The organism is Haloplanus sp. GCM10025708 (assembly GCF_042663985.1).
Lineage (GTDB): Archaea > Halobacteriota > Halobacteria > Halobacteriales > Haloferacaceae > Salinirarus > Salinirarus marinus.
The window spans coordinates 986,441-1,005,483 of sequence record NZ_JBHSZA010000011.1; the positions used below are offsets into that span (position 1 = coordinate 986,441).

14 protein-coding genes and 6 pseudogenes are annotated in these 19,043 nt (G+C 66.9%); 12 read left to right on the forward strand and 8 right to left on the reverse strand.

Going from position 1 to position 19,043, the window contains the following annotated elements:
• Positions 1-20 precede the first annotated feature (20 nt).
• The 5 genes and pseudogenes from ACFQJD_RS08485 to ACFQJD_RS08505 form a co-directional block, all read right to left on the reverse strand.
• Positions 21-656 carry an FkbM family methyltransferase gene (locus ACFQJD_RS08485; RefSeq protein WP_379797538.1) on the reverse strand — a complete coding sequence of 212 codons (636 nt, stop codon included), beginning with the start codon at positions 654-656 and terminating at the stop codon, positions 21-23.
• A 313-nt stretch (positions 657-969) separates the two neighbouring features.
• On the reverse strand, positions 970-1,893 hold the full coding sequence (locus tag ACFQJD_RS08490; RefSeq protein WP_379797540.1) for a hypothetical protein: 924 nt from the start codon (positions 1,891-1,893) through the stop codon (positions 970-972).
• 135 nt (positions 1,894-2,028) lie between these two features.
• Positions 2,029-3,823 (reverse strand): annotated as a pseudogene (glmS, locus tag ACFQJD_RS08495) (glutamine--fructose-6-phosphate transaminase (isomerizing)).
• Complete coding sequence (locus ACFQJD_RS08500; RefSeq protein ID WP_379797542.1) at positions 3,823-4,608, reverse strand: sugar phosphate nucleotidyltransferase; 786 nt, start codon at positions 4,606-4,608, stop codon at positions 3,823-3,825. Before ACFQJD_RS08500 ends, glmS begins: the two are co-directional and overlap by 1 nt.
• The gene (locus tag ACFQJD_RS08505; protein WP_379797544.1) at positions 4,599-4,991 is read right to left on the reverse strand and encodes a sugar phosphate nucleotidyltransferase; all 393 of its coding nucleotides are present in this window, start codon (positions 4,989-4,991) and stop codon (positions 4,599-4,601) included. The genes ACFQJD_RS08500 and ACFQJD_RS08505 overlap by 10 nt, the downstream gene beginning before the upstream one ends.
• 314 nt (positions 4,992-5,305) lie before the next feature.
• On the opposite strand from ACFQJD_RS08505, the gene aglJ reads away from it, so the two are divergent.
• Both aglJ and ACFQJD_RS08515 read left to right on the forward strand, forming a co-directional pair.
• Positions 5,306-6,226, forward strand: a complete 921-nt coding sequence (aglJ, locus tag ACFQJD_RS08510; protein WP_379797546.1) for an S-layer glycoprotein N-glycosyltransferase AglJ — start codon at positions 5,306-5,308, stop codon at positions 6,224-6,226.
• A gap of 385 nt (positions 6,227-6,611) precedes the next feature.
• Positions 6,612-6,821: a ribbon-helix-helix domain-containing protein gene (locus tag ACFQJD_RS08515; protein WP_379797548.1), complete on the forward strand. Its 210-nt coding sequence runs from the start codon at positions 6,612-6,614 to the stop codon at positions 6,819-6,821.
• Here the strand turns inward: ACFQJD_RS08515 and ACFQJD_RS08520 are convergent.
• Complete coding sequence (locus ACFQJD_RS08520; protein WP_379797550.1) at positions 6,809-7,246, reverse strand: hypothetical protein; 438 nt, start codon at positions 7,244-7,246, stop codon at positions 6,809-6,811. The two genes, ACFQJD_RS08515 and ACFQJD_RS08520, sit on opposite strands and share 13 nt — an antisense overlap.
• A pseudogene (locus ACFQJD_RS08525) lies at positions 7,243-7,928 on the reverse strand (hypothetical protein). The gene ACFQJD_RS08520 and the pseudogene ACFQJD_RS08525 overlap by 4 nt, the downstream one beginning before the upstream one ends.
• A 74-nt stretch (positions 7,929-8,002) precedes the next feature.
• Here ACFQJD_RS08525 and ACFQJD_RS08530 point away from each other — a divergent pair.
• Positions 8,003-8,705: pseudogene (locus ACFQJD_RS08530) on the forward strand (VOC family protein).
• Here the strand turns inward: ACFQJD_RS08530 and ACFQJD_RS08535 are convergent.
• Complete coding sequence (locus ACFQJD_RS08535; RefSeq protein ID WP_379797551.1) at positions 8,692-8,988, reverse strand: DUF5779 family protein; 297 nt, start codon at positions 8,986-8,988, stop codon at positions 8,692-8,694. The pseudogene ACFQJD_RS08530 and the gene ACFQJD_RS08535 overlap by 14 nt on opposite strands.
• 224 nt (positions 8,989-9,212) lie before the next feature.
• On the opposite strand from ACFQJD_RS08535, the gene ACFQJD_RS08540 reads away from it, so the two are divergent.
• The 9 genes and pseudogenes from ACFQJD_RS08540 (at position 9,213) to ACFQJD_RS08580 (ending at position 18,949) form a co-directional block, all read left to right on the forward strand.
• Positions 9,213-10,451: a LeuA family protein gene (locus ACFQJD_RS08540; RefSeq protein ID WP_379800459.1), complete on the forward strand. Its 1,239-nt coding sequence runs from the start codon at positions 9,213-9,215 to the stop codon at positions 10,449-10,451.
• Between the two features lie 308 nt (positions 10,452-10,759).
• Positions 10,760-12,518, forward strand: a pseudogene (ilvB, locus tag ACFQJD_RS08545) (biosynthetic-type acetolactate synthase large subunit).
• 31 nt (positions 12,519-12,549) lie between these two features.
• A complete protein-coding gene (gene ilvN / locus ACFQJD_RS08550; RefSeq protein ID WP_379797553.1) occupies positions 12,550-13,140 on the forward strand; it encodes an acetolactate synthase small subunit in 591 nt (196 codons plus the stop codon).
• A gap of 3 nt (positions 13,141-13,143) precedes the next feature.
• Positions 13,144-14,184, forward strand: a complete 1,041-nt coding sequence (gene ilvC / locus ACFQJD_RS08555) for a ketol-acid reductoisomerase (protein WP_379797555.1) — start codon at positions 13,144-13,146, stop codon at positions 14,182-14,184.
• Positions 14,177-14,434 carry a hypothetical protein gene (locus tag ACFQJD_RS08560; RefSeq protein ID WP_379797558.1) on the forward strand — a complete coding sequence of 86 codons (258 nt, stop codon included), beginning with the start codon at positions 14,177-14,179 and terminating at the stop codon, positions 14,432-14,434. The genes ilvC and ACFQJD_RS08560 overlap by 8 nt, the downstream gene beginning before the upstream one ends.
• Positions 14,427-15,854 carry a 3-isopropylmalate dehydratase large subunit gene (leuC, locus tag ACFQJD_RS08565; RefSeq protein WP_379797560.1) on the forward strand — a complete coding sequence of 476 codons (1,428 nt, stop codon included), beginning with the start codon at positions 14,427-14,429 and terminating at the stop codon, positions 15,852-15,854. Before ACFQJD_RS08560 ends, leuC begins: the two co-directional genes overlap by 8 nt.
• Positions 15,844-16,457, forward strand: a pseudogene (gene leuD, locus ACFQJD_RS08570) (3-isopropylmalate dehydratase small subunit). Before leuC ends, leuD begins: the two are co-directional and overlap by 11 nt.
• Positions 16,454-17,431: an isocitrate/isopropylmalate dehydrogenase family protein gene (locus tag ACFQJD_RS08575; protein WP_379797562.1), complete on the forward strand. Its 978-nt coding sequence runs from the start codon at positions 16,454-16,456 to the stop codon at positions 17,429-17,431. Before leuD ends, ACFQJD_RS08575 begins: the two are co-directional and overlap by 4 nt.
• An 82-nt stretch (positions 17,432-17,513) precedes the next feature.
• A pseudogene (locus ACFQJD_RS08580) lies at positions 17,514-18,949 on the forward strand (amidase).
• Positions 18,950-19,043 lie beyond the last annotated feature (94 nt).

The window sequence follows — 19,043 nt, forward strand, 5'->3', positions numbered from 1 at the left end:
GTCTCGACGGTAGTCGGTACTCACTTCTTCGCGAGGAGTCGGTACAGACGGAGACGTTCGCCATCCTCGATTTGAGTCCGTTCGTCGAAGCGTTCCAATTCGAATCCCGCCCGTTCGAGTTCGTCTTCGAGTTCCGCCGCAGTCCCGCCGTAATCCTCGAGCAGGTAGGCGTGGACCTCACAGACTACTGTCCGACAGGAATCGTCGGAGAGCGTCTCCCGCAGCCCGCGGATGGCGTTCAACTCCGCTCCCTCGATATCGAATTTTATCAGATTCGGAACGTCGAGGTCGTATTTCTCGATGAGCTCGTCCCCTCGAATTACGTTCACTGGAATCGTTTCTGTCCGGTCGCGCCAGAATCCGGACGTACGTCGATTCGGAACGACGGCGTGCGAATCGCCGGGTGCGGGCGTCTTCGAGACGACGAATTCGGTCTCTCCGGTTTCGTCGCCCAACGCGTACTCGAATACGCGGCTATCGATGCCGTTTCGAGCCAAATTCTCTCTGAGGGCGTTGGCGTTCGCTGGGAGAGGATCGAACGCGACGAGACGACCGTCATCGAGCAACTGACCGACGAACGTGGATATTCCACCGACGTTCGCTCCGACATCCCAGACGACGTCGCTGGGCTGGATTTCGTCGAACAGTGTCTCCATCAGTGGCTCTTTGATGGAACGGGCTCGTCGATACTGCGTCAAATTCTCGACGACGAATTCGGCTTCGATACCACGGTAGGAAGCCGTATACGAATCGAGCGTCCGGTATCGGATTTCGTCGTGAGCGCGGATTAGCATGGGGTCGATTCCGAGAGCCCGAGTCAATACTCTAATTCTATCGAAGAGATGGATCATATCGTTCTGCGATTTGGTGGAATCTGCCATACTCGTCTTCTTCGCATACTATCGCGGGTTATTTGGCTCCGTCGACCACGGATTGCTCCCGAATTGACCCATTTCCGATGTCCTACCATCAGTATCGCAGTAGGCGTCTGAATCCGTTATGGTCGCTCCCGTCGAAGGCGTAGCTCTCTCGACGGTCGATCCAGCCGTCCGAGAGCGGTTCGGAGGTTGGAGCGAAGACCATCTGCAGGAGATCGCGGTGGTTCCCCTCAGCCGGAATACCGGCGCGATGCAAGTTCGTCTGGGTATTACACAGAGCGGTACTTCCTTTCGGTCCGGTGAACTTGATAACGTCGTCGACCGTCTCCTCGACGTAGCCGTTTGGAATCCCGTCTCGGTCGCGTCGGTACGAGCGCGTGACGCGCTTCGACTCGTCCGTGGTTATCGCGTGGAACGGGCCGTGGTCCTCTGTAACGTCGGTCAGGTAGACGAACAGTTTCACGTGGTCGGTCGTGTGTGGGTCGGCGTGCCAGTAGTTCGAGAACACTTCCGACGACTCGACGACTTCCGGGGGTACGTGGCGATTCCGCCACATATTGACCCTCACTGGTTTGAACCACGTCCCATAGTACTGCTTGAGGACATCGGACACGGGGCTATCGACGACCCGTGCAACCTCCGGGAGTCGTTCGGCAAAGTCGAACTCCGTGCTGTCGATACCGTAATTGTAATCTTCCGTCTCCGTTCCACGGGTGTAGGTGTATTCACCGGCCTCGATGAGATCGTCAAACTTGTCCGCGATCGTATCGATCGTATCCCCGTCGAACGGCTGGCCGAATTCGGTGATTCCGTTCGTTTTCAGCTCGCGCGCGTATTCGCTCGTCCCCGAGAACGTTTCGTCCGCGAAGAACTTCGCCCGTTTACGAGCGAGTGCCCCGCCGAGGACGGCCGAAAACCGCGTCGAATGGTTGAGGAGGTCGCGTCCAACCCATTTGTCCGTGAATTTGATGGCGGAACGTGAGAAGTTGATTCCGCTGCTAACAGGGCTACTCATATTCCCGCTAACAGTGAAGACGGTATTCAACCTTTGGGCTCGGATCGTTCGGCGAGTTCGCAGACACCGTCGAACTCGCTCGACGGACGGACCGCGTCCGGAAATGAGACCAAGGTTCGGCCGTGCCCGACGCAGTTACTTCACGGTCACGCTCTTCGCCAGATTCCGCGGCCTGTCGATCGATCGCCCGCGCAGCCGTGCGACGTGATAGGCAAACAGCTGCAGATAGACGTTCGCGACCAGCGGTTCGAAGACGCCGAGGGCCTCGACTTCGAGTTCGACGTCGAGATACTTGCTCGCCGACGGGAGCGAGGAGCATCCGACGACCGGCGCGCCGCGCGACTCGACCTCCTTGACGTTGTTCAGGAGGTCGCTCGGCTCGCCCCTCGGGTCAAGACGGCGAGGACTGGCGTCTCCTCGGTTACCAGCGCCAGCGGTCCGTGTTTGAGTTCGCCGCCGGCGAACCCCTCGGCGTGTTCGTACGAAATCTCTTTCAGTTTGAGCGCGCCCTCCAGCGCGACTGGATAGCCGAACCGCCGGCCGATGAAGAAGAAGGCGTCGGCGTCGGCGTACGTCTCGGCCGCCTCTCGGACCGCTGCTTCCCGGTCTAACGTCTGCTGGATGGCTCCCGGAACGTCGCGGAGGCGTTCCAGCAGATCGCTCGCCATCGCGGTGGAGAGCGCCCGGCGCTCCCGCCCGAGTTCGACCGTCAGGAGGCCGAGGGTGACGACCTGTGCGGCGAACGTCTTGGTCGCGGCCACGCCGATCTCCGGTCCCGCCCGGATGTAGACGGTGTGGTTGGCCTCCCGTGCCGCCGTCGAACCGACCGTGTTGGTCACGGCGAGCGTCCGCGCTCCCGCCCGCGAGGCCTTCCGCATCGCGTCGAGCGTGTCGGCCGTCTCGCCGCTCTGTGTGACGGCGACGGCGAGCGTCCGCTCGGGGTCGCGGCCGCCGGTCACCTCGTATTCGCTGGCGATTTCGACCGAGACGCGGACGTCGGCGTACTCCTCCAGCAACCGTCGGGCGTACATCCCGGCGTGGTAGGACGTCCCCGCGGCGACGATCTGTATCTCCTCCAGCGGCCGGACGTACTCCTCGGGCAGGTCGAGATCCAGGTCGGCCTCGCCGTTGACGGCGTCGAGACGCCCCGAGAGCGTCTGGCGAAGCGCCTGCGGTTGCTCGTGAATCTCCTTGAGCATGTAGTGGTCGTAGCCGCCTTTTTCGGCCGCCTCCGCGTCCCACGTGACGGTTTCGACCGGTCGATCGACCGGGTCCCCGCCGTTGGTGACGGCCACGTCGTCGGGTGTCAGCGTCGCCACGTCGCCGTTCTCCAGATAGCTCACGCGGCGCGTGTGTTCGATGAACGCCGGGACGTCGCTGGCGACGAACGACCCCGTCTCGCCGTGGCCGACGACGAGCGGACTGTCCCGTCGCGCGGCGACGATTTCGTCACACCCTCGGCGGTAACGCAGATGGCGAAACTGCCGTCGAGACGGTCGACGACGGATTCGACGGCCGCCGTCAGATCGCCGCCGTTCCACGCCTCCTCGATCAGGTGCGGGACGACCTCGGTGTCCGTCTCGCTGGTGAACGCGTGATCCGCCAACTCGGCTTTCAACGACTCGTAGTTGTCGATGATGCCGTTGTGAACGACGGCGATTTCGCCGTGACAGTCGGTGTGGGGGTGGGCGTTCGCGTCCGTCGGCTTGCCGTGGGTCGACCAGCGGGTGTGGCCGACGGCGCAGGTGGCCGCGGACGACTCCGGGAGCGTCAGGTCGTCGACGACGCCGGTGCTCTTGTAAATCGAGAGCGAGTCCGCACAGAGGGCGATGCCGGCCGAGTCGTAGCCACGGTACTCCAGTCGGTGGAGTCCGTCGGCGACGACGGGGAGCGCGCGCTCCGTGCCGACGTAGCCGATGATGCCACACATCAGCCCCGTCGCACCTCCGTCTCGGGGCTGATCGCCCCGGTGAGCGTCGCCCCCGACTCGACGATCGCGTCGTCGCCGAGTCTCGTCCCCGGTTCGACGAGGACGCCGCCGCCGACGTCCGCGTAGTCGCCGAGGACGCCACCGAACGTGACCCCCTCGTGGTACGTTCCGTCGACGACGACGTCCGCGTCGCCCCCGACGACGGTGGTGTTCGGGCCCACGCGCGCGTCCTCGCCGACGACGGCGTCTCGAACGACGGCCCCGTCGTCGATGACCGCGCCGGGGAAGACGACGGCGTTCGAGAGGACGGCGTTGGACCCGACGACGACGTTGTCGCCGAGCGTCACGTTCGGCCGCAGCGCCGCGTTCGCCCCGATGCGGGCGTCGCCGCCCACGTCGACGGCGTCCGCGACGACGGCACCCGATTCTACCGTCGCCGTTTCGGCGATCCCGGCCCCGAACCAGTCGAGGACCGAGGCGTTCACGCTGACGACGTCCCAGAGGTGAGTGAGGTCGACCCACTGGCCGCGATACCGGACACACCGCACCGTCGCCCGGGAGATGAGTCTGTCGAGCGCGCTCGTTATCGCCAGTTCGCCGTCCGGGCCGACGTCACACGCGCGGATCGCCGCGAAGACGGAGTCGTCGAACCCGTAGACGCCGGCGTTGATGATCTCGGAGGCGGAGCCGTGGGGACCCGGTTTCTCTGCGATGTCCGTCGCTCGGTCGCCGTCGGTCGTCACGACGCCGTAGTCGCCGGGGCGTTTCGACCGGGTCACGGCCATGACGGCGTCGCCCGCCTCGCGGGGGCGTCGATCACCTGTTCGACCACGCCGGGTTCGATGATCCGGTCGCCGTTCAGGACGACGAACGCCCCGTCGACGTGGGGTTCGGCCTGCAGGACGGCGTGGCCCGTGCCGAGTTGCTTCTCCTGTACCGCGTAGGAGACGTCCACGCCCCAGTCGTTGCCGTCGCCGAAGTACGTCTGGATGCGGTCGCGCTTGTAGCCGACGACGAGGACGATGTCGTCGATACCGGCGTCGGCGACGGCCTCGACGACGTATTCGAGCACGGGCTGGTTCCCGACCGGAATCATCGGCTTCGGACGGCGATTCGTGAGCGGTTCCAGCCGCCGGCCCTCGCCGGCGGCCATGATGATCGCCTTCACAGAGACACCCCCTATCGCGTGCGACGACGTCGTCGACGGCGATCCGACGGGCGTCGGGGACGCGCGCGAGAACCGATCTGTCGCCGGCGACGGGCCTCGCGGGCGTCGCCGGTCGCGTTCGAGCGCTCTCGCCTGCGGCCAGCACGACTACCTTCATTCGTCTGCAACTGTACTCGCTGCGTTAAAAGAGTGTAGTGGACGCGACCCGTCGCCGGTTCGTTCGCACGCGAGGCGCGTCGTCGGTGGGCGTTGTCGGCGTCTCCGTAACCGGAAGAGGGAATCCTTTTGCCGTCCCGGCGTCCACGCCAACGGTAATGGCCGACTACGCGGACGTCTGTGTCCTCGTCCCGACGCTCGACGAGGCCGAGACCATCGGCGATGTCGTCGAGGGGTTCCGGGAGGCGGGCTTCGAGAACGTCCTCGTAATCGACGGCGGGTCCACGGACGCGACGCGGTCGATCGCCGACGACCGGGGCGCACGCGTCGTCGAACAGTCCGGATCGGGGAAGGGACAGGCCGTCCGCGAGGCCGTCTCGGAGTACGTGGAGACCCCGTACGTCCTGCTGGTCGACGGCGACGGCACCTACCGCCCGGAAGACGCCGACGAACTGCTCGAACCGCTCCGCTCCGGCGACGCCGACCACGTCATCGGCAACCGCTTCGCCGACATGCGGTCCGGTGCGATGACGCGACTCAACCGCGTCGGCAACCGCCTCATCAATCGCGCGTTCGCCACCATCCACGGCGACGACCTCGAAGACGTCCTCTCGGGCTATCGCGCGTTCGCTCGCGAGTCGTTCGACCGGATGCGACTCACGGCGAAGGGGTTCGGCATCGAGACGGAGATGTCCGTCGAGTGTGTCAAACGCGACATCCCGACGGCCGTCGTCCCCGTCACTTATCTCCCCCGGCCCTCGGGGTCCGACACCAACCTCCGGCCGTTCCGCGACGGCGGCATCATTCTCCTCGAACTGTTCCGGCGGGCAAAGACCAACAACCCCCTGTTCTACTTCGGGAGCGTCGGCGGCGTCTCGACGCTGTTCGGCCTCGTCCTCGCCGTCTACGTCGGCGTCGAGTGGGTCACGCGATCCGTCTCACACGAGGTGATCGCCGTCGTCGCCGCCTTCAGCGTCCTCGTCGGCGTCCAGTTGCTGATGTTCGGCGTGCTGGCGGACCTCGTCCTGTCGCTGCACCGCGAGCGGATGCACGAACTCGAAAATTTAAAAGGGGAGTAGCGCCCGCAGCCGGCCGAACAGCCCCCGGACGCGGAGGCGCGGTACTCCTCGAACACCGGGTGAAGGACGTCGAGCAGTTCCGTCTCGGTTTCGAATCGATCCTTCGGAATCGACTCGAACGCCTCCGCGAGCGAAACGGTGTGCCCCGACGCGTCGCAGGGGATGTCCGTGTTGTCTAGCTGGCGGATGATCTCGGTTTTCGTGGCCGGAAACTGAACCTCCGACTCGTCGAGACGGGCGTTGAGCGCGGCGATACCGAACTCTATCGACTCGGGGTCCGACGAATCCTGCTGGGGGGCCTGACTGCCATCGAACCCCGCTACGGACTCCACCTTCAAAAACTCCATCCAGCGCGTTTATGCCGTGGGACCGCCTGTCGTGAGACGTGACCGACTACACGACCGTCTCCATCCCGAAAGATCTCGCCGTCCGCGTCGAGGAGACCATCGAGGGGACGAGTTTCTCGAGCACGAGCGATCTCGTCCGCTTTCTGCTCCGCAGCATCGTCATCCAGCACGAGAAACAGGGTCGCCTGACGGAAGCCGAGTTCGAGGAGATCGCGGAACAGCTCGTGGATCTGGGCTACCTGGAGTAGTCGAGCGACTCCCGTGGCGGTTCGGCGTCCAACACCCGGAGATCGAGCCGTCGTCCGCGCCGATCGAACGCGCGGATCGCCTCCCACGGCGGCACCGCGAGGAGGACGACGGCCGCGAGGTCGTCGCGTTTGGTCAGCCCGTCCGGTCCCTGCGGGTGGCTGAGAAAGCGGGCCCGGCCGCGACCGACGGGCGTGCCGAGGTCGACGCCGAAGACGGCCTCGACCGACCGACCGGCGTCGGGGAGATAGAAATGCGTCAACACCGGCTTCTCGGCGTCGATGCCGAGGTCGGTGTCGAACTCGTCGGCGGGCGTCGACCCGAGGACGACGTTGGTCGAGTCGGGTTCGGCGTCGACGGCCATGTCGAGCAGGACGTCCGCGAGGCCGCTCGTGGCGTGCACCGTCGCGGGGGCGGACTCCGTCATCGGTTCGAGAGGAACGACCGCGCGACGTTCGCGTAGAGGGAGAGCGCCCGCCGCCGGGAGCCGTCGAGTGCGTCGTCGAGGGCGGCCGCCGCGTCCGTGAAGACGCCAGCGCCGTGGCCGACGAGGACGCGGTCCGGGTCGAGGCCGGCGAGTGCCTCGCGGGGCGGGAACAGGCGGAGCATCGGATGGACGCCCAGGCGTTCGCCCCCGGCGAGGAAAACGGGGCCGTTCCGACGGCTTCCGGGACGAGCAGGGTGCCCGCCGACTCGTGGTAGAGGGCGGCCTCCTGCCACGGCGGGAGCGTCGATTTCCGCACCTGCAGGACGCGGTAGCCGGTGTCGCCGAGTTCGTCGTCGACGCGTTCGACCGGGGCGTGGAGTTGCGACGCCACGCCGGTCATCCACTCCGGGACGGTGACGGGGACGTCGTGTCGGGTCGCGACGGCGGCCGCGTCGCGCTTGTGTCGGTCGAGACAGACGACGACGCCTGCCACGTCTCCGAGGTCCGCGAGCAGTTCGTCAACGCCCGTGGCGTCTACCGGGTCGACGGCCCACACGTCGCCGTCGACGACGAGGGCGTGGCTGGCGCGTTCCATCCGTTCGTCGGGATGGGCGAACCAGCCGACTCCGCCGTCCCAGCGGTCGATTTCGGTCACGCTCTCCGCGCCGCCCTTAAACGGCATGTCCGACCCGAAGGCCGGGGGACGGATAAAAGGTGGACCCGACTGATAATACGCTCCGTGTCGTATCGGCGGACATGCTCACCGGCCTCGACTCCTCGCCCTCGAAGTCGCCGACCTCGACCGCGCGCGAGCGTTCTACGTCGGTCGCCTCGGTCTGTCGCCGGTTCGCGAGAGCGACGCCGAACTGGCGTTCCGGGTCGGCGAGACGGACCTGATTCTCCGCCGGCCGACCACCGTCCCGCGCGGTGGCCTCCACACCCACTACGCGTTCACGACGCCGGTCGACGAGTTCGACGACTGGCTGGACCGACTGTCGGATCTCGATCCGGCGGTGTACGACTTCGGGGCGTACCGCTCGCTCTACGTCGACGATCCCGACGGACACTGCGTCGAGATCGGCAGCGACGGCGCACCCGACGCCGGTGGCGAGGAGACGACGCGGCGGACGGCGGATTGACGGGCATCTTCGAACTCGTTCTCGAAGTCGCGGACCTCGAACGGGCGGAGACGGCGTACCGCGGACTCGGCTTCGAGGTCGTGGACCGGGGAGAGGAGCGACGCCGGGTACGACTGCGCGGACCGATCGACCTCGAACTGTGGGAGCCCCAACTCGGGATCGCGGACGCCCGCGGCGGCGTCCACGTCGACGTGGGATTCCGGACCGACGACCCCGAGGCGGCGGCGGAGGCGTTCGCGGAGTGGACGATCGAATCGGAGCGAGCGGCGGGCGGGAGACGCGTCCGCGACCGCGACGGCCACGTCGTCACGTTCTCCTGAGACGGTCGGTGTCGATGCTGACGCCGTCGGGCGTCACGATGAGAAAGCCCCGAAAGCGCATCAGCGTCCCGCCCGCGTCCTTGACCTCGCGGGCGAACCCGGACGCGAGTCGGTTCAGGTCGCCGTCGATGGCGAGACAGAGGGCGTTCCCGTTCTCGACGGTCTCGACCCACTCCGCGGGGTCCGTGCTCCCGTCGAGGACGCCGAGAACGATCTCCGGCGTCCCCTCGTCGCTCTCGAGCTGTTCCTCCGCGCCCCGGAGGTCGAGGTCGAATTCGCTCATGTCACGTCTCTCGGCTGGTGTCGAGAAAAGCGTTCGGTCGGCGGGGTGGATTCTTAAGCGCCGGTGGAACGTCTCTAGTTCGTGTGAGTTCGTCACACGAATCGTCGATCGAACGTCCCGAAGCAGCCGTCGAATCTCGATCGCCGCGACGCCGCGGGGCCGCCGGGACGCTCCGCGCGCTGACACCAACTGTCGAAGGGGCAGATTTATATGCGAAACCGGGCTTGCTTTGGGTACAATGTCTTCCAACGACATGGAGGAGACGTCGGATACCCCGGCGGATCGAGTTCTTCCAGGGCACATTAGCCCGCAGCGGTGAGATAGACACCGCACGAATTTTCGACACGACGCTTCGCGACGGCGAGCAGTCACCGCGCACCTCGTTCAGTTACGACGAGAAACGCGACATCGCGCAACTGCTCGACGACATGGGGACACACGTCATCGAGGCGGGGTTCCCGGTGAACTCGGACGCGGAGTTCGAGGCCGTTCGCGACATCGCTGAGGCGACGAGCGGAACGACGTGTGGCCTGGCCCGCGTCGTCGACAAGGACATCGAGGCGGCCCTCGACTCGGGCGTCGAACTCGTTCACGTCTTCGTGAGCACGAGCGACGTGCAGTTGCAGGACTCGATGCACGCCTCCCGCGAGGAGGCGGTCGAACGCGCCGTCGAAAGCGTCGAACGCGTCAAGGAAGCGGGCGTCGAGTGTATGTTCTCGCCGATGGACGCCACCCGTACCGACGACGATTTCCTCGTCGAAGTGGTGGAGGCCGTCAGCGAGGCAGGCACCGACTGGATCAACATTCCCGACACCTGCGGGGTCGCGACGCCGACGCGGTTCATGGACCTCGTCCGGATGGTTCGGGAAAACACGGACGCACAGGTAGACGTCCACGCACACGACGACTTCGGGCTGGCCACCGCGAACGCGATGGCCGGCTACGAGGCCGGTGCGACGCAGGCGCAGGTGTCGGTCAACGGCATCGGCGAACGCGCCGGCAACGCCGCCTACGAGGAAGTGGTCATGGCGGCCGAGTCGCTGTACGACGTCGACACGGGCATCGACACGACCCGCATCACGGAGCTCTCCCGGATGGTCGAGGAGTACAGCGAGATGCCGGTGCCGGCGAACAAGCCCGTGGTCGGTCGCAACGCGTTCTCCCACGAGAGCGGCATCCACGCCGCGGGCGTCATCGAGAACACGGACACGTTCGAACCGGGCGTGATGACGCCGGAGATGGTCGGTGCGACCCGGGAGTTCGTACTGGGCAAACACACCGGGACCCACTCGGTACGCAAGCGGCTGGAGGACTCGGGCTACGAACCCACGGACGACGAAGTGCGCGAGGTCACCCGTCGCGTCAAGGATTACGGCGCGGAGAAACAGCGCGTGACCGTCGCCGACCTGCGACGGTTCGCCCGCGAGATCGGCGTGACCCGCCGGGAGGAGGTCAGCGCCTGATGTCCTCCGGCCCGTTCGCTCCACGCGGGGGCGGCGGGCGGGGGTCCAAACGGCCGCGTCGGACGGAAAGGATTATACTCTCAGAGGCGAACATGTCGAGTACGATGCGACGGCGAGCGAGCGTCCGTGGTCGGCGGTCGACCAGCGACGCCGCCGTACGCAGCCTCATTATCGTAGGGGCGGCCAGCCCCTCACCACCTCACTTCCGCCCCGACCGCACCGTTTACCGGCCGTTTCACACCCCGGACCATGCAGTACACAACCAGACAGCGACCGACGAACCGACACCGACCGACGGAGAATTACCGATGAGCGAACACCCCACACCCACACACGAGGCAGCGGAACCGTCCGGCTCCGACTCCGCATCGACGCCGACGTCCGTGACGACCGGCGCGACGTCCGTCGTCCGGGCGCTCGAAAACGCCGGAGCCGAAGTGATGTTCGGCGTCCAGGGCGGGGCGATCATGCCCGTCTACGACGCCCTCTACGACTCGGAGATCGACCACGTGACGATGGCCCACGAGCAGGGGGCCGCCCACGCCGCCGACGCGTACAACGTCGTCTCCGGCGATCCGGGGCTCTGTCTCGCCACGTCCGGCCCCGGTGCGACGAACCTCGTGACGGGCCTGGCCGACGCCAACATGGACTCCGACGCCGTCGTCGCTCTGACCGGACAGGTCCCCTCGGACATGGTCGGCAGCGACGCCTTCCAGGAGACGGACACCACCGGCGTCACCGCGCCGATCACGAAGAACAACTACTTCGCGTCCTCCGCCGACACCGTCGGCGACGACGTCGGCGAGGCGTTCGCCCTCGCGGGCGCGGGACGCCCCGGCCCGACGCTGGTCGACTTGCCGAAAGACGTGACCAACGCGGAGACGGACCGCGACCCCGGCCCGGCGCAAACGCCGGAGACGTACACGCCACAGTCCGAGGCCGACGAGGAAGCCGTCGCGGAGGCGGCCCGCGCCATCGAAAACGCGGAACGTCCCTTGCTCCTGTTCGGCGGCGGCGTCGTCAAGGCCGGTGCCTCCGAGCAGGCGCGCAAGCTGGCCATCGACTACGAGATTCCGGTGGTGACGACGATGCCCGGCATCGGGACGATGCCCGAGGACCACGACCTCTGTCTGTCGTGGGCGGGAATGCACGGCACCGGCTACGCCAATATGGCCATCACGCACACCGACCTGCTCGTCGCCATCGGCACCCGGTTCGACGACCGACTCACGGGCGGCATCGACACGTTCGCGCCCGAGGCGGAGATCGTCCACGTCGACATCGACCCCGCCGAGATCTCGAAGAACGTCCACGCGGACTACCCGCTCATCGGCGACGCCGGGCGGGTCGTCGAACAGATCGACGACGAACTGACCGCCGCGCCCGACGCCGACGAGTGGCGCGAGCAGTGTCAGACGTGGAAGTCGGAGTATCCAATGACCTACGCCGCGCCGGACGACGAACCGCTGAAACCGCAGTTCGTCGTCGAGACGCTGGACGAGGCGACGCCCGACGACACCATCGTCACGACGGGCGTCGGCCAACACCAGATGTGGGCGGCGCAGTACTGGACCTACCGCGAGCCGCGCCAGTGGATCTCCTCGCACGGCCTGGGGACGATGGGCTACGGGCTGCCCGCGGCCATCGGCGCGCGCTTTGCGGCCGACGACGACCGGACCGTCGTCTGCGTCGACGGCGACGGCTCCTTTTTGATGACCATGCAGGAGCTCTCGGTCGCGGTTCGCGAGAACCTCGATATCACGGTCGCCATCCTGAACAACGAGTACATCGATGGTCCGCCAGTGGCAGGACGCCTTCTTCGAGGGCCGACACATGGCCGCCGACTACAACTGGATCCCCGAGTTCGACAAACTGGCCGAGGCGTTCGGCGCGCGCGGCTGGCGCGTCGACGACTACGACGAGGTCGCGGACGCCATCGAGGAGGCGGTGGCCTACGACGGTCCGTCGGTCATCGACTTCCACATCGATCCGGCGGAGAACGTCTACCCGATGGTGCCGAGCGGGGGCGCGAACGCGAAGTTCGCCCTCACGGAGGAACAACTATGACCACGAGCGCACACACGCGAGGTGACCGACGATGAGCGACGGACTACAGGGCCCGCCGCCGGAGGAACGCCCCCATCCGGAGGGCCGCCGCAACGAACTGGGAATCCGCATCGACCCGGAGATCGAGGCGAAAGCCCCGGAGCGGCAGGCGGTGCTCTCGGCGCTGGTGAAACACGAACCGGGCGTCCTCGCCCGGGTGTCGGGGCTGTTCTCCCGACGGCAGTTCAACATCGAAAGTCTCACGGTCGGTCCGACCACTGACGAGGATCGTGCCCGGATAACGCTGGTCGTCGAGGAGACCGACCCGGGCATCGAACAGGCGAAAAAACAGCTACAGAAGCTCGTCCCGGTCATCGCCGTGACCGAACTCGAACCGTCCGCCATCGAGCGCGAACTCGCGCTCATCAAGGTGGACGGGTCGGCACCCGACCAGGTCGGTGCCGTCGCGGAGATGTACGACGGCAAGGCCGTCGACGTCTCCCAGGAGTCGGTGACGGTCGAGATCACGGGAAGCGAGCAGAAGATCGACGCGGCGGTCGACGCGTTCGAACGGTTCGGCGTGCACGAGATCGTGCGAACCGGGACCGCCGCGCTCGAACGCGGCACACGCAAGACGACATAACCCATGAGTGAAAGCGAATTCACGACGCCGGTGTATTACGACGAAGACGCAAGCAGCGACGACATCGACGACAAGACCGTAGCCGTTCTGGGCTACGGCAGCCAGGGCCACGCCCACGCACAGAACCTCGCCGACAGCGGCGTCGACGTGGTCGTCGGCCTGCGCGAGGACTCTTCCTCGCGGGCCGCGGCCGAGGAGGACGGCCTGCGCGTGGCCACGCCCGTCGAGGCGGCGGCACAGGCAGACGTCGTCTCGATGCTCGTCCCCGACACGGTCCAGCCGTCGGTGTTCGACGCCATCGAGGGCGAACTCGACGCGGGCGATACGCTCCAGTTCGCCCACGGATTCAACATCCACTACAACCAGATCCAGCCCCCGGCGGACGTCGACGTGACGATGATCGCGCCGAAGACGCCGGGACACCTCCTGCGCCGGAACTACGTCGCCGACGAGGGGACGCCGGCGCTGCTGGCCGTCTACCAGGACGCCACGGGCGAGGCGACAGACGAGGCCCTCGCGTACGCGCAGGCCATCGGCTGCACCCGCGCGGGCGTCGTCGAGACGTCGTTCCGCGAGGAGACGGAGACGGACCTGTTCGGCGAACAGGCCGTCCTCTGTGGCGGCATCACGTCGCTCATCAAGCAGGGCTACGAGACGCTCGTCGACGCCGGCTACAGCCCCGAGATGGCCTACTTCGAGTGTCTCAACGAGATGAAGCTCATCGTCGATCTGATGTACGAGGACGGCCTCGGCGCGATGTGGGATTCGGTCTCCGACACCGCCGAGTACGGCGGCCTCGCGCAGGGCGACGAGATCGTCGACGAGGGCGTCCGCGAGAACATGGAGGAGACCCTCGAAGCGGTGCAGGACGGGACCTTCGCCCGCGAGTGGATTCTGGAGAATCAGGCGGGCCGACCGAACTACACCCAGCTCCGTCACGCCGAGAAGAACCACGACATCGAAGAGGTCGGCGAACGGCTGCGAGCGCTGTTCTCCTGGGCGGACGAACAGGAGCAGCAAGCCGAGGCCCCGGCGGATGACTGACGAGACGATGGAGGCGGTGAGCCACACACACCCCCACACGGGCGAGACGTTCGGCGCGGTGTATCGCCGCGTCCCCGCCGTCGCCGACGGCGGCGAGCGGCCGACGGAAGGCGAGGCCGACGAGATGAAAGACGTCGACCACACGCCCCCGCACGGGGACGGCGCGAACGACGTGTGGGAACGCGGACGGGGCCGCGGCGAGGACGCCGACGGCCACGTAGAGCGCGTCGTAGAGGTATCCGATGAGTAGCGGAACGCTGTACGACAAGGTGTGGGACCGACACAAGGTGGGCGAACTACCGAACGGGCAGGACCAGCTGTTCGTCGGCCTCCACCTGATCCACGAGGTGACGAGCCCGCAGCCGTTCTCGGAACTCCGGGAACGCGGCATCGAGGTGCCCTACCCCGAGCGCAACGTCGCGACCGTAGACCACATCGTCCCGACCCGTTCCGAGGGGCGGGACCGACCGCTCGAAGACGAGGCGGCCGAGGGGATGCTGACGGCGCTCGAACGCAACACCGCCGAGTCCGGGATCACCTTCTACGGCCTCGACTCGGATAAACAGGGCATCGCTCACGTCGTCGCCCCCGAACTGGGACTGACCCAGCCGGGCATGACCGTCGTCTGTGGCGACTCCCACACCGCTACTCACGGCGCGTTCGGCGCGTTCGCCATGGGCATCGGGACGAGTCAGGTGCGCGACGTCCTCGCTTCACAGACCATCGCCGCCGACAAAGCGGACGTCCGCCGCGTCGAGGTGAGCGGGACGCTCGGGGACGGCGTCTACTCGAAGGACGTCATCCTCAAGATCATCAGAGATCTCGGCGTCGACGGCGGCGTCGGCTACGTCTACGAGTACGGCGGCTCCGCCATCGAGCAACTGGACATGGAGGGCCGACTGGCCGTCTGTAACATGTCCATCGAGGGCGGCGCTCGCGCGGGCTACATCAACCCCGACGAGACCACCTACGAGTTCCTGCGCGGCCGCGAGTACGTCCCCGAGGGCGAGGCCTTCGAGGAGCGAAAGGAGTACTGGGAGTCCATCAGGACCGACCCGGACGCCGAGTACGACGACGTGGTCGAGATCGACGCCGACGACCTGGAGCCGATGGTGACGTGGGGAACCAACCCCGGACAGGCCGTCGGCGTCGGCGAACCCGTCCCGGCACCGGCGGATCTACCGGAAGACGAGCGCGACGCCGCCCGCAACGCCCAGGCCCACACCGGCGTCACGCCCGGTGAGACGATGGAGGGTTACGACGTCGACGTGGCGTTCATCGGCACCTGTACGAACGGGCGCGTCAGCGACTTCCGCGAGGCGGCGGCGGTCGTCGAGGGCCGGCAGGTCGCCGACGGCGTGCGCGCCCTGGCCGTCCCCGGGTCGATGACGGTCAAGGAGAAACTCGAAGCCGACGGCGTCGACGAGATATTCGAGGACGCCGGCTTCGAGTGGCGCGAGGCCGGCTGTTCGATGTGTCTCGCGATGAACGACGACTCCCTGCACGGCGACGAGCGCTGTGCTTCCTCGTCCAACCGCAACTACATCGGTCGGCAGGGGAGCAAGGACGGCCGGACCATCCTGATGAGTCCGGCGATGGTCGCCGCCGCGGCCGTCGAGGGCGCGGTGACGGACGTCCGCGACTTCGACGGCGTCGGAGGTGGCCGATGAGCGGCAACGACGACATGAAGGTCAATCGCGTGACGGGGACGGGCGTCCCCTCCGCGGCGACGACATCGACACCGACCAGATCATCCCGGCGCGCTTCCTCAAGTCGACGACGTGGGAGGGGCTGGACGAGTACGCCTTCTACGACGCGCGCCGCGACGAGGAGGGGAACCTCAACGACCACCCGTTCAACGAGTATCGGGGGCGAACATCCTCGTCGTCAACGAGAACTTCGGCTGTGGCTCCTCGCGGGAACACGCGCCGCGGGCGCTCCGACGCTGGGGCGTCGAGGCCATCGTCGGCGAGTCGTTCGCCGAGATCTTCGCCGACAACTGCAAGTCGCTGGGGATGCCGGCCGCCGTCGCCGACGCCGACGTGGTCGAGAGTCTGCAGGACTTCGTCGAGGCCGATCCGAGCGCCGGCATCGAACTCGACGTGGAGAACGAACGCCTCGTCTACGACGGCGAGGAGGTCGACGTCGACATCGACGAGTCGATGCGTCAGGCGCTCGTCAAGGGCATCTGGGACACCGTTGCTCTCCTCCGATCGAACATGGATGCGATCGACGAGACGGCCGCGAGCCTCCCCTACGTGGACGAACGATGACGGAGCAGATCGCGGTCATCCCGGGCGACGGCATCGGCCACGAAGTCGTCCCGCCGGCGATTCGCGTCCTCGACGCGGTCGCGGACTTCGAGTACGTCGAAGTCGAGGCGGGCGACGCGGTGAAAGCGCGCACCGGCGACCCGCTCCCCGACGAGACGTACGACGCCGTCACGGAGGCGGACGCGACGCTGTTCGGCGCGACGGGCGACACCTCGGCCGACGTCATCATCCCGCTTCGCCGAGCGGTGGACGCCTTCGTCAACGTCCGGCCCGCCCGGACGTATCCGGGCGTCGACGCGGTCCAACCGGAGACGGATCTGGTCATCCTCCGGGAGAACACGGAGGGCGTCTACGCCGGCATGGAGAACCGCCTGACCGACGGCGTCTCGACGCTCACCCGTCTGGTGACGAAGTCGGCGTCGGAGCGCCTCGCCGAGTTCGCCTGCGACTACGCCGAAACGAGCGGGGTCGACGAACTGACCGTCGTCCACAAGTCGAACGTGATGCGCGTCACCGACGGCCTGTTCAAGGAGACGGTCCAGGACGTCGCCGAGCAACGCGGCGTCGACACCGACCCGGTGTTGATGGACGCGATGGCGATGTTCCTCGCGATGAACCCCGAGGAGTACGACGTCCTCGTCTGTCCGAACCTCGCGGGCGACATGCTCTCGGACCTCGCGGCCGGGCTGGTCGGCGGCCTCGGCTTGCTGCCGAGTGCGAACGTCGGCTCCGAGCGCGGCATCTTCGAGCCGGTCCACGGCTGTGCGCCCGACATCGCGGGCGAGGGCGTCGCCAATCCGCTGGCGACCATCCTCTCCGGTGCGATGTTGCTGGAGTTCCTCGACTACGACGATGCGGGTCAGGCCGTGCGCGACGCCGTCGAGGGCGTCCTCTCGGACGGACCGCGGACGCCAGACCTCGGCGGCGACGCCACCACCGACGAGGTGGGCGACGCCGTCGTCGACCGTCTCTGAGACGACGCCCCGTCGCCGAAAACGGACCGTTGTCGGATGCGGCCGTGCGTATCTTTTTGTGTAGTCTCTGAGTGGGGTCGGTATGGGAAGTCAACTGACTCGACTGACCGCCGCCGGACTCGCGAGACGAATACGGGACGGAGACTGTTCGCCCGTAGAGGTCGTCGAAGCGCATCTCGACCGAATCCGGGAGCGCAACGACAGGACGAACGCCTTCGTCACCATCACCGACGAACTCGCCGAGGAGATGGCTCGGGATGCGGAACGAGCGATCGAAAACGGGGACACGCTCGGGCCGCTCCACGGGGTTCCGGTGGCGATCAAGGACCTCGACGACGTCGCGGGCGTCCGCACGACGTCGGGGTCGTTGCTCTTCGAGGACCGCGTCGCCGAATCGGATTCACCGTTCGTCGAACGTCTCAAGCGAGCGGGAGCGGTGATCGTCGGCAAGACGAACACGCCGGAGTTCGGACTCGGAACGACGACGGACAACCGGATCGCTGGCCCGACCGGAACGCCGTTCGATCCCGACCGCGTGTCCGGTGGATCGTCCGGCGGCGCTGCCGCGGCGCTCGCCGACTCGCTGGTTCCGCTCGCACCGGGGTCGGACGCCGGGGGATCGATTCGTATTCCGGCCAGCTTCTGCGGCGTGTACGGACTCAAGCCGACGTACGGACTGGTGCCGAACGTCGACCGTCCGAACGCGTTCGTGAGCCACACGCCGATGACACACGAGGGACCGCTGGCCCGAACGGTCGAGGACGCGGCGCTCTCGCTCGACGTGATGGCGGGGAGCACCCGCGCGATCCCTTCTCGGTTCCTGCGCAAGCGAGCTATCACGAGGCAGTCGACCGTCCTATCGACGAACTCACCATCGCGTACAGTCCGGACATGGGTATTTACCCCGTCGAACCGGCCGTCCGGGACGTGCTGGACGACGCCATCAGCGCTTTCGAACGGGCGGGAGCGACGGTCGACGAGGTCGATCCCGACCTGGGCCACACACAGGAGGAGATACTGGACGCGTTCTACACGATGGCGACCGTCCGCTGGCAGTCGCTGTTCGACAACCTCGAAGAGCAGGGCTTCGACCCCCGGGGCGAAGACCGCGACCGGCTTCGACCCTACCTCGTCGATCTGATCATGGACGCGGACGAGCCGAGCACCCGGGAGTACAAGCGAGCGGACGTGGTCCGGACCCACGTCTTCGACGGGCTTCAGGACCTCTTCGCGGAGTACGACCTCCTCGCGACCGCGACGCTCGGCGTCACGGCGTTCCCTCACGGGGACGAACCCGAATCGATAAACGAGACGGACATCGAGCCGCTCCGTGGCTGGGTGCTCACGCAGCCGTACAACTTCACCGGCCATCCGGCGGCGTCGATTCCGGCGGGCTTCGCCGACGGCCTGCCGGTCGGACTCCAGTTGGCGGGGCAGCGACACAGAGACGACGAGGTCATCGCCGCCAGCGCCGCGTTCGAGCGCCAGCGGCCGTGGCACGACGCGTATCCCGAGTAAACTACGGGTCCGGCTTCGTCGGCGGGACCGTTCGTTACGGAGTACCGAGGCGTCCCCGCGTTCGAGCGCCGACGGGACGTCGCCGACGCGACCT

Coding starts and splice junctions, on each gene's coding strand:
- ACFQJD_RS08485 (WP_379797538.1), bottom strand. CDS start 656: ATGGAGACACTGTTCGACGAAATCCAGCCCAGCGACGTCGTCTGGGAT.
- ACFQJD_RS08490 (WP_379797540.1), bottom strand. CDS start 1,893: ATGAGTAGCCCTGTTAGCAGCGGAATCAACTTCTCACGTTCCGCCATC.
- ACFQJD_RS08500 (WP_379797542.1), bottom strand. CDS start 4,608: ATGGCCGTGACCCGGTCGAAACGCCCCGGCGACTACGGCGTCGTGACG.
- aglJ (WP_379797546.1), top strand. CDS start 5,306: ATGGCCGACTACGCGGACGTCTGTGTCCTCGTCCCGACGCTCGACGAG.
- ACFQJD_RS08520 (WP_379797550.1), bottom strand. CDS start 7,246: ATGACGGAGTCCGCCCCCGCGACGGTGCACGCCACGAGCGGCCTCGCG.
- ACFQJD_RS08535 (WP_379797551.1), bottom strand. CDS start 8,988: ATGAGCGAATTCGACCTCGACCTCCGGGGCGCGGAGGAACAGCTCGAG.
- ilvN (WP_379797553.1), top strand. CDS start 12,550: ATGAGCGACGGACTACAGGGCCCGCCGCCGGAGGAACGCCCCCATCCG.
- ilvC (WP_379797555.1), top strand. CDS start 13,144: ATGAGTGAAAGCGAATTCACGACGCCGGTGTATTACGACGAAGACGCA.
- ACFQJD_RS08560 (WP_379797558.1), top strand. CDS start 14,177: ATGACTGACGAGACGATGGAGGCGGTGAGCCACACACACCCCCACACG.
- leuC (WP_379797560.1), top strand. CDS start 14,427: ATGAGTAGCGGAACGCTGTACGACAAGGTGTGGGACCGACACAAGGTG.
- ACFQJD_RS08575 (WP_379797562.1), top strand. CDS start 16,454: ATGACGGAGCAGATCGCGGTCATCCCGGGCGACGGCATCGGCCACGAA.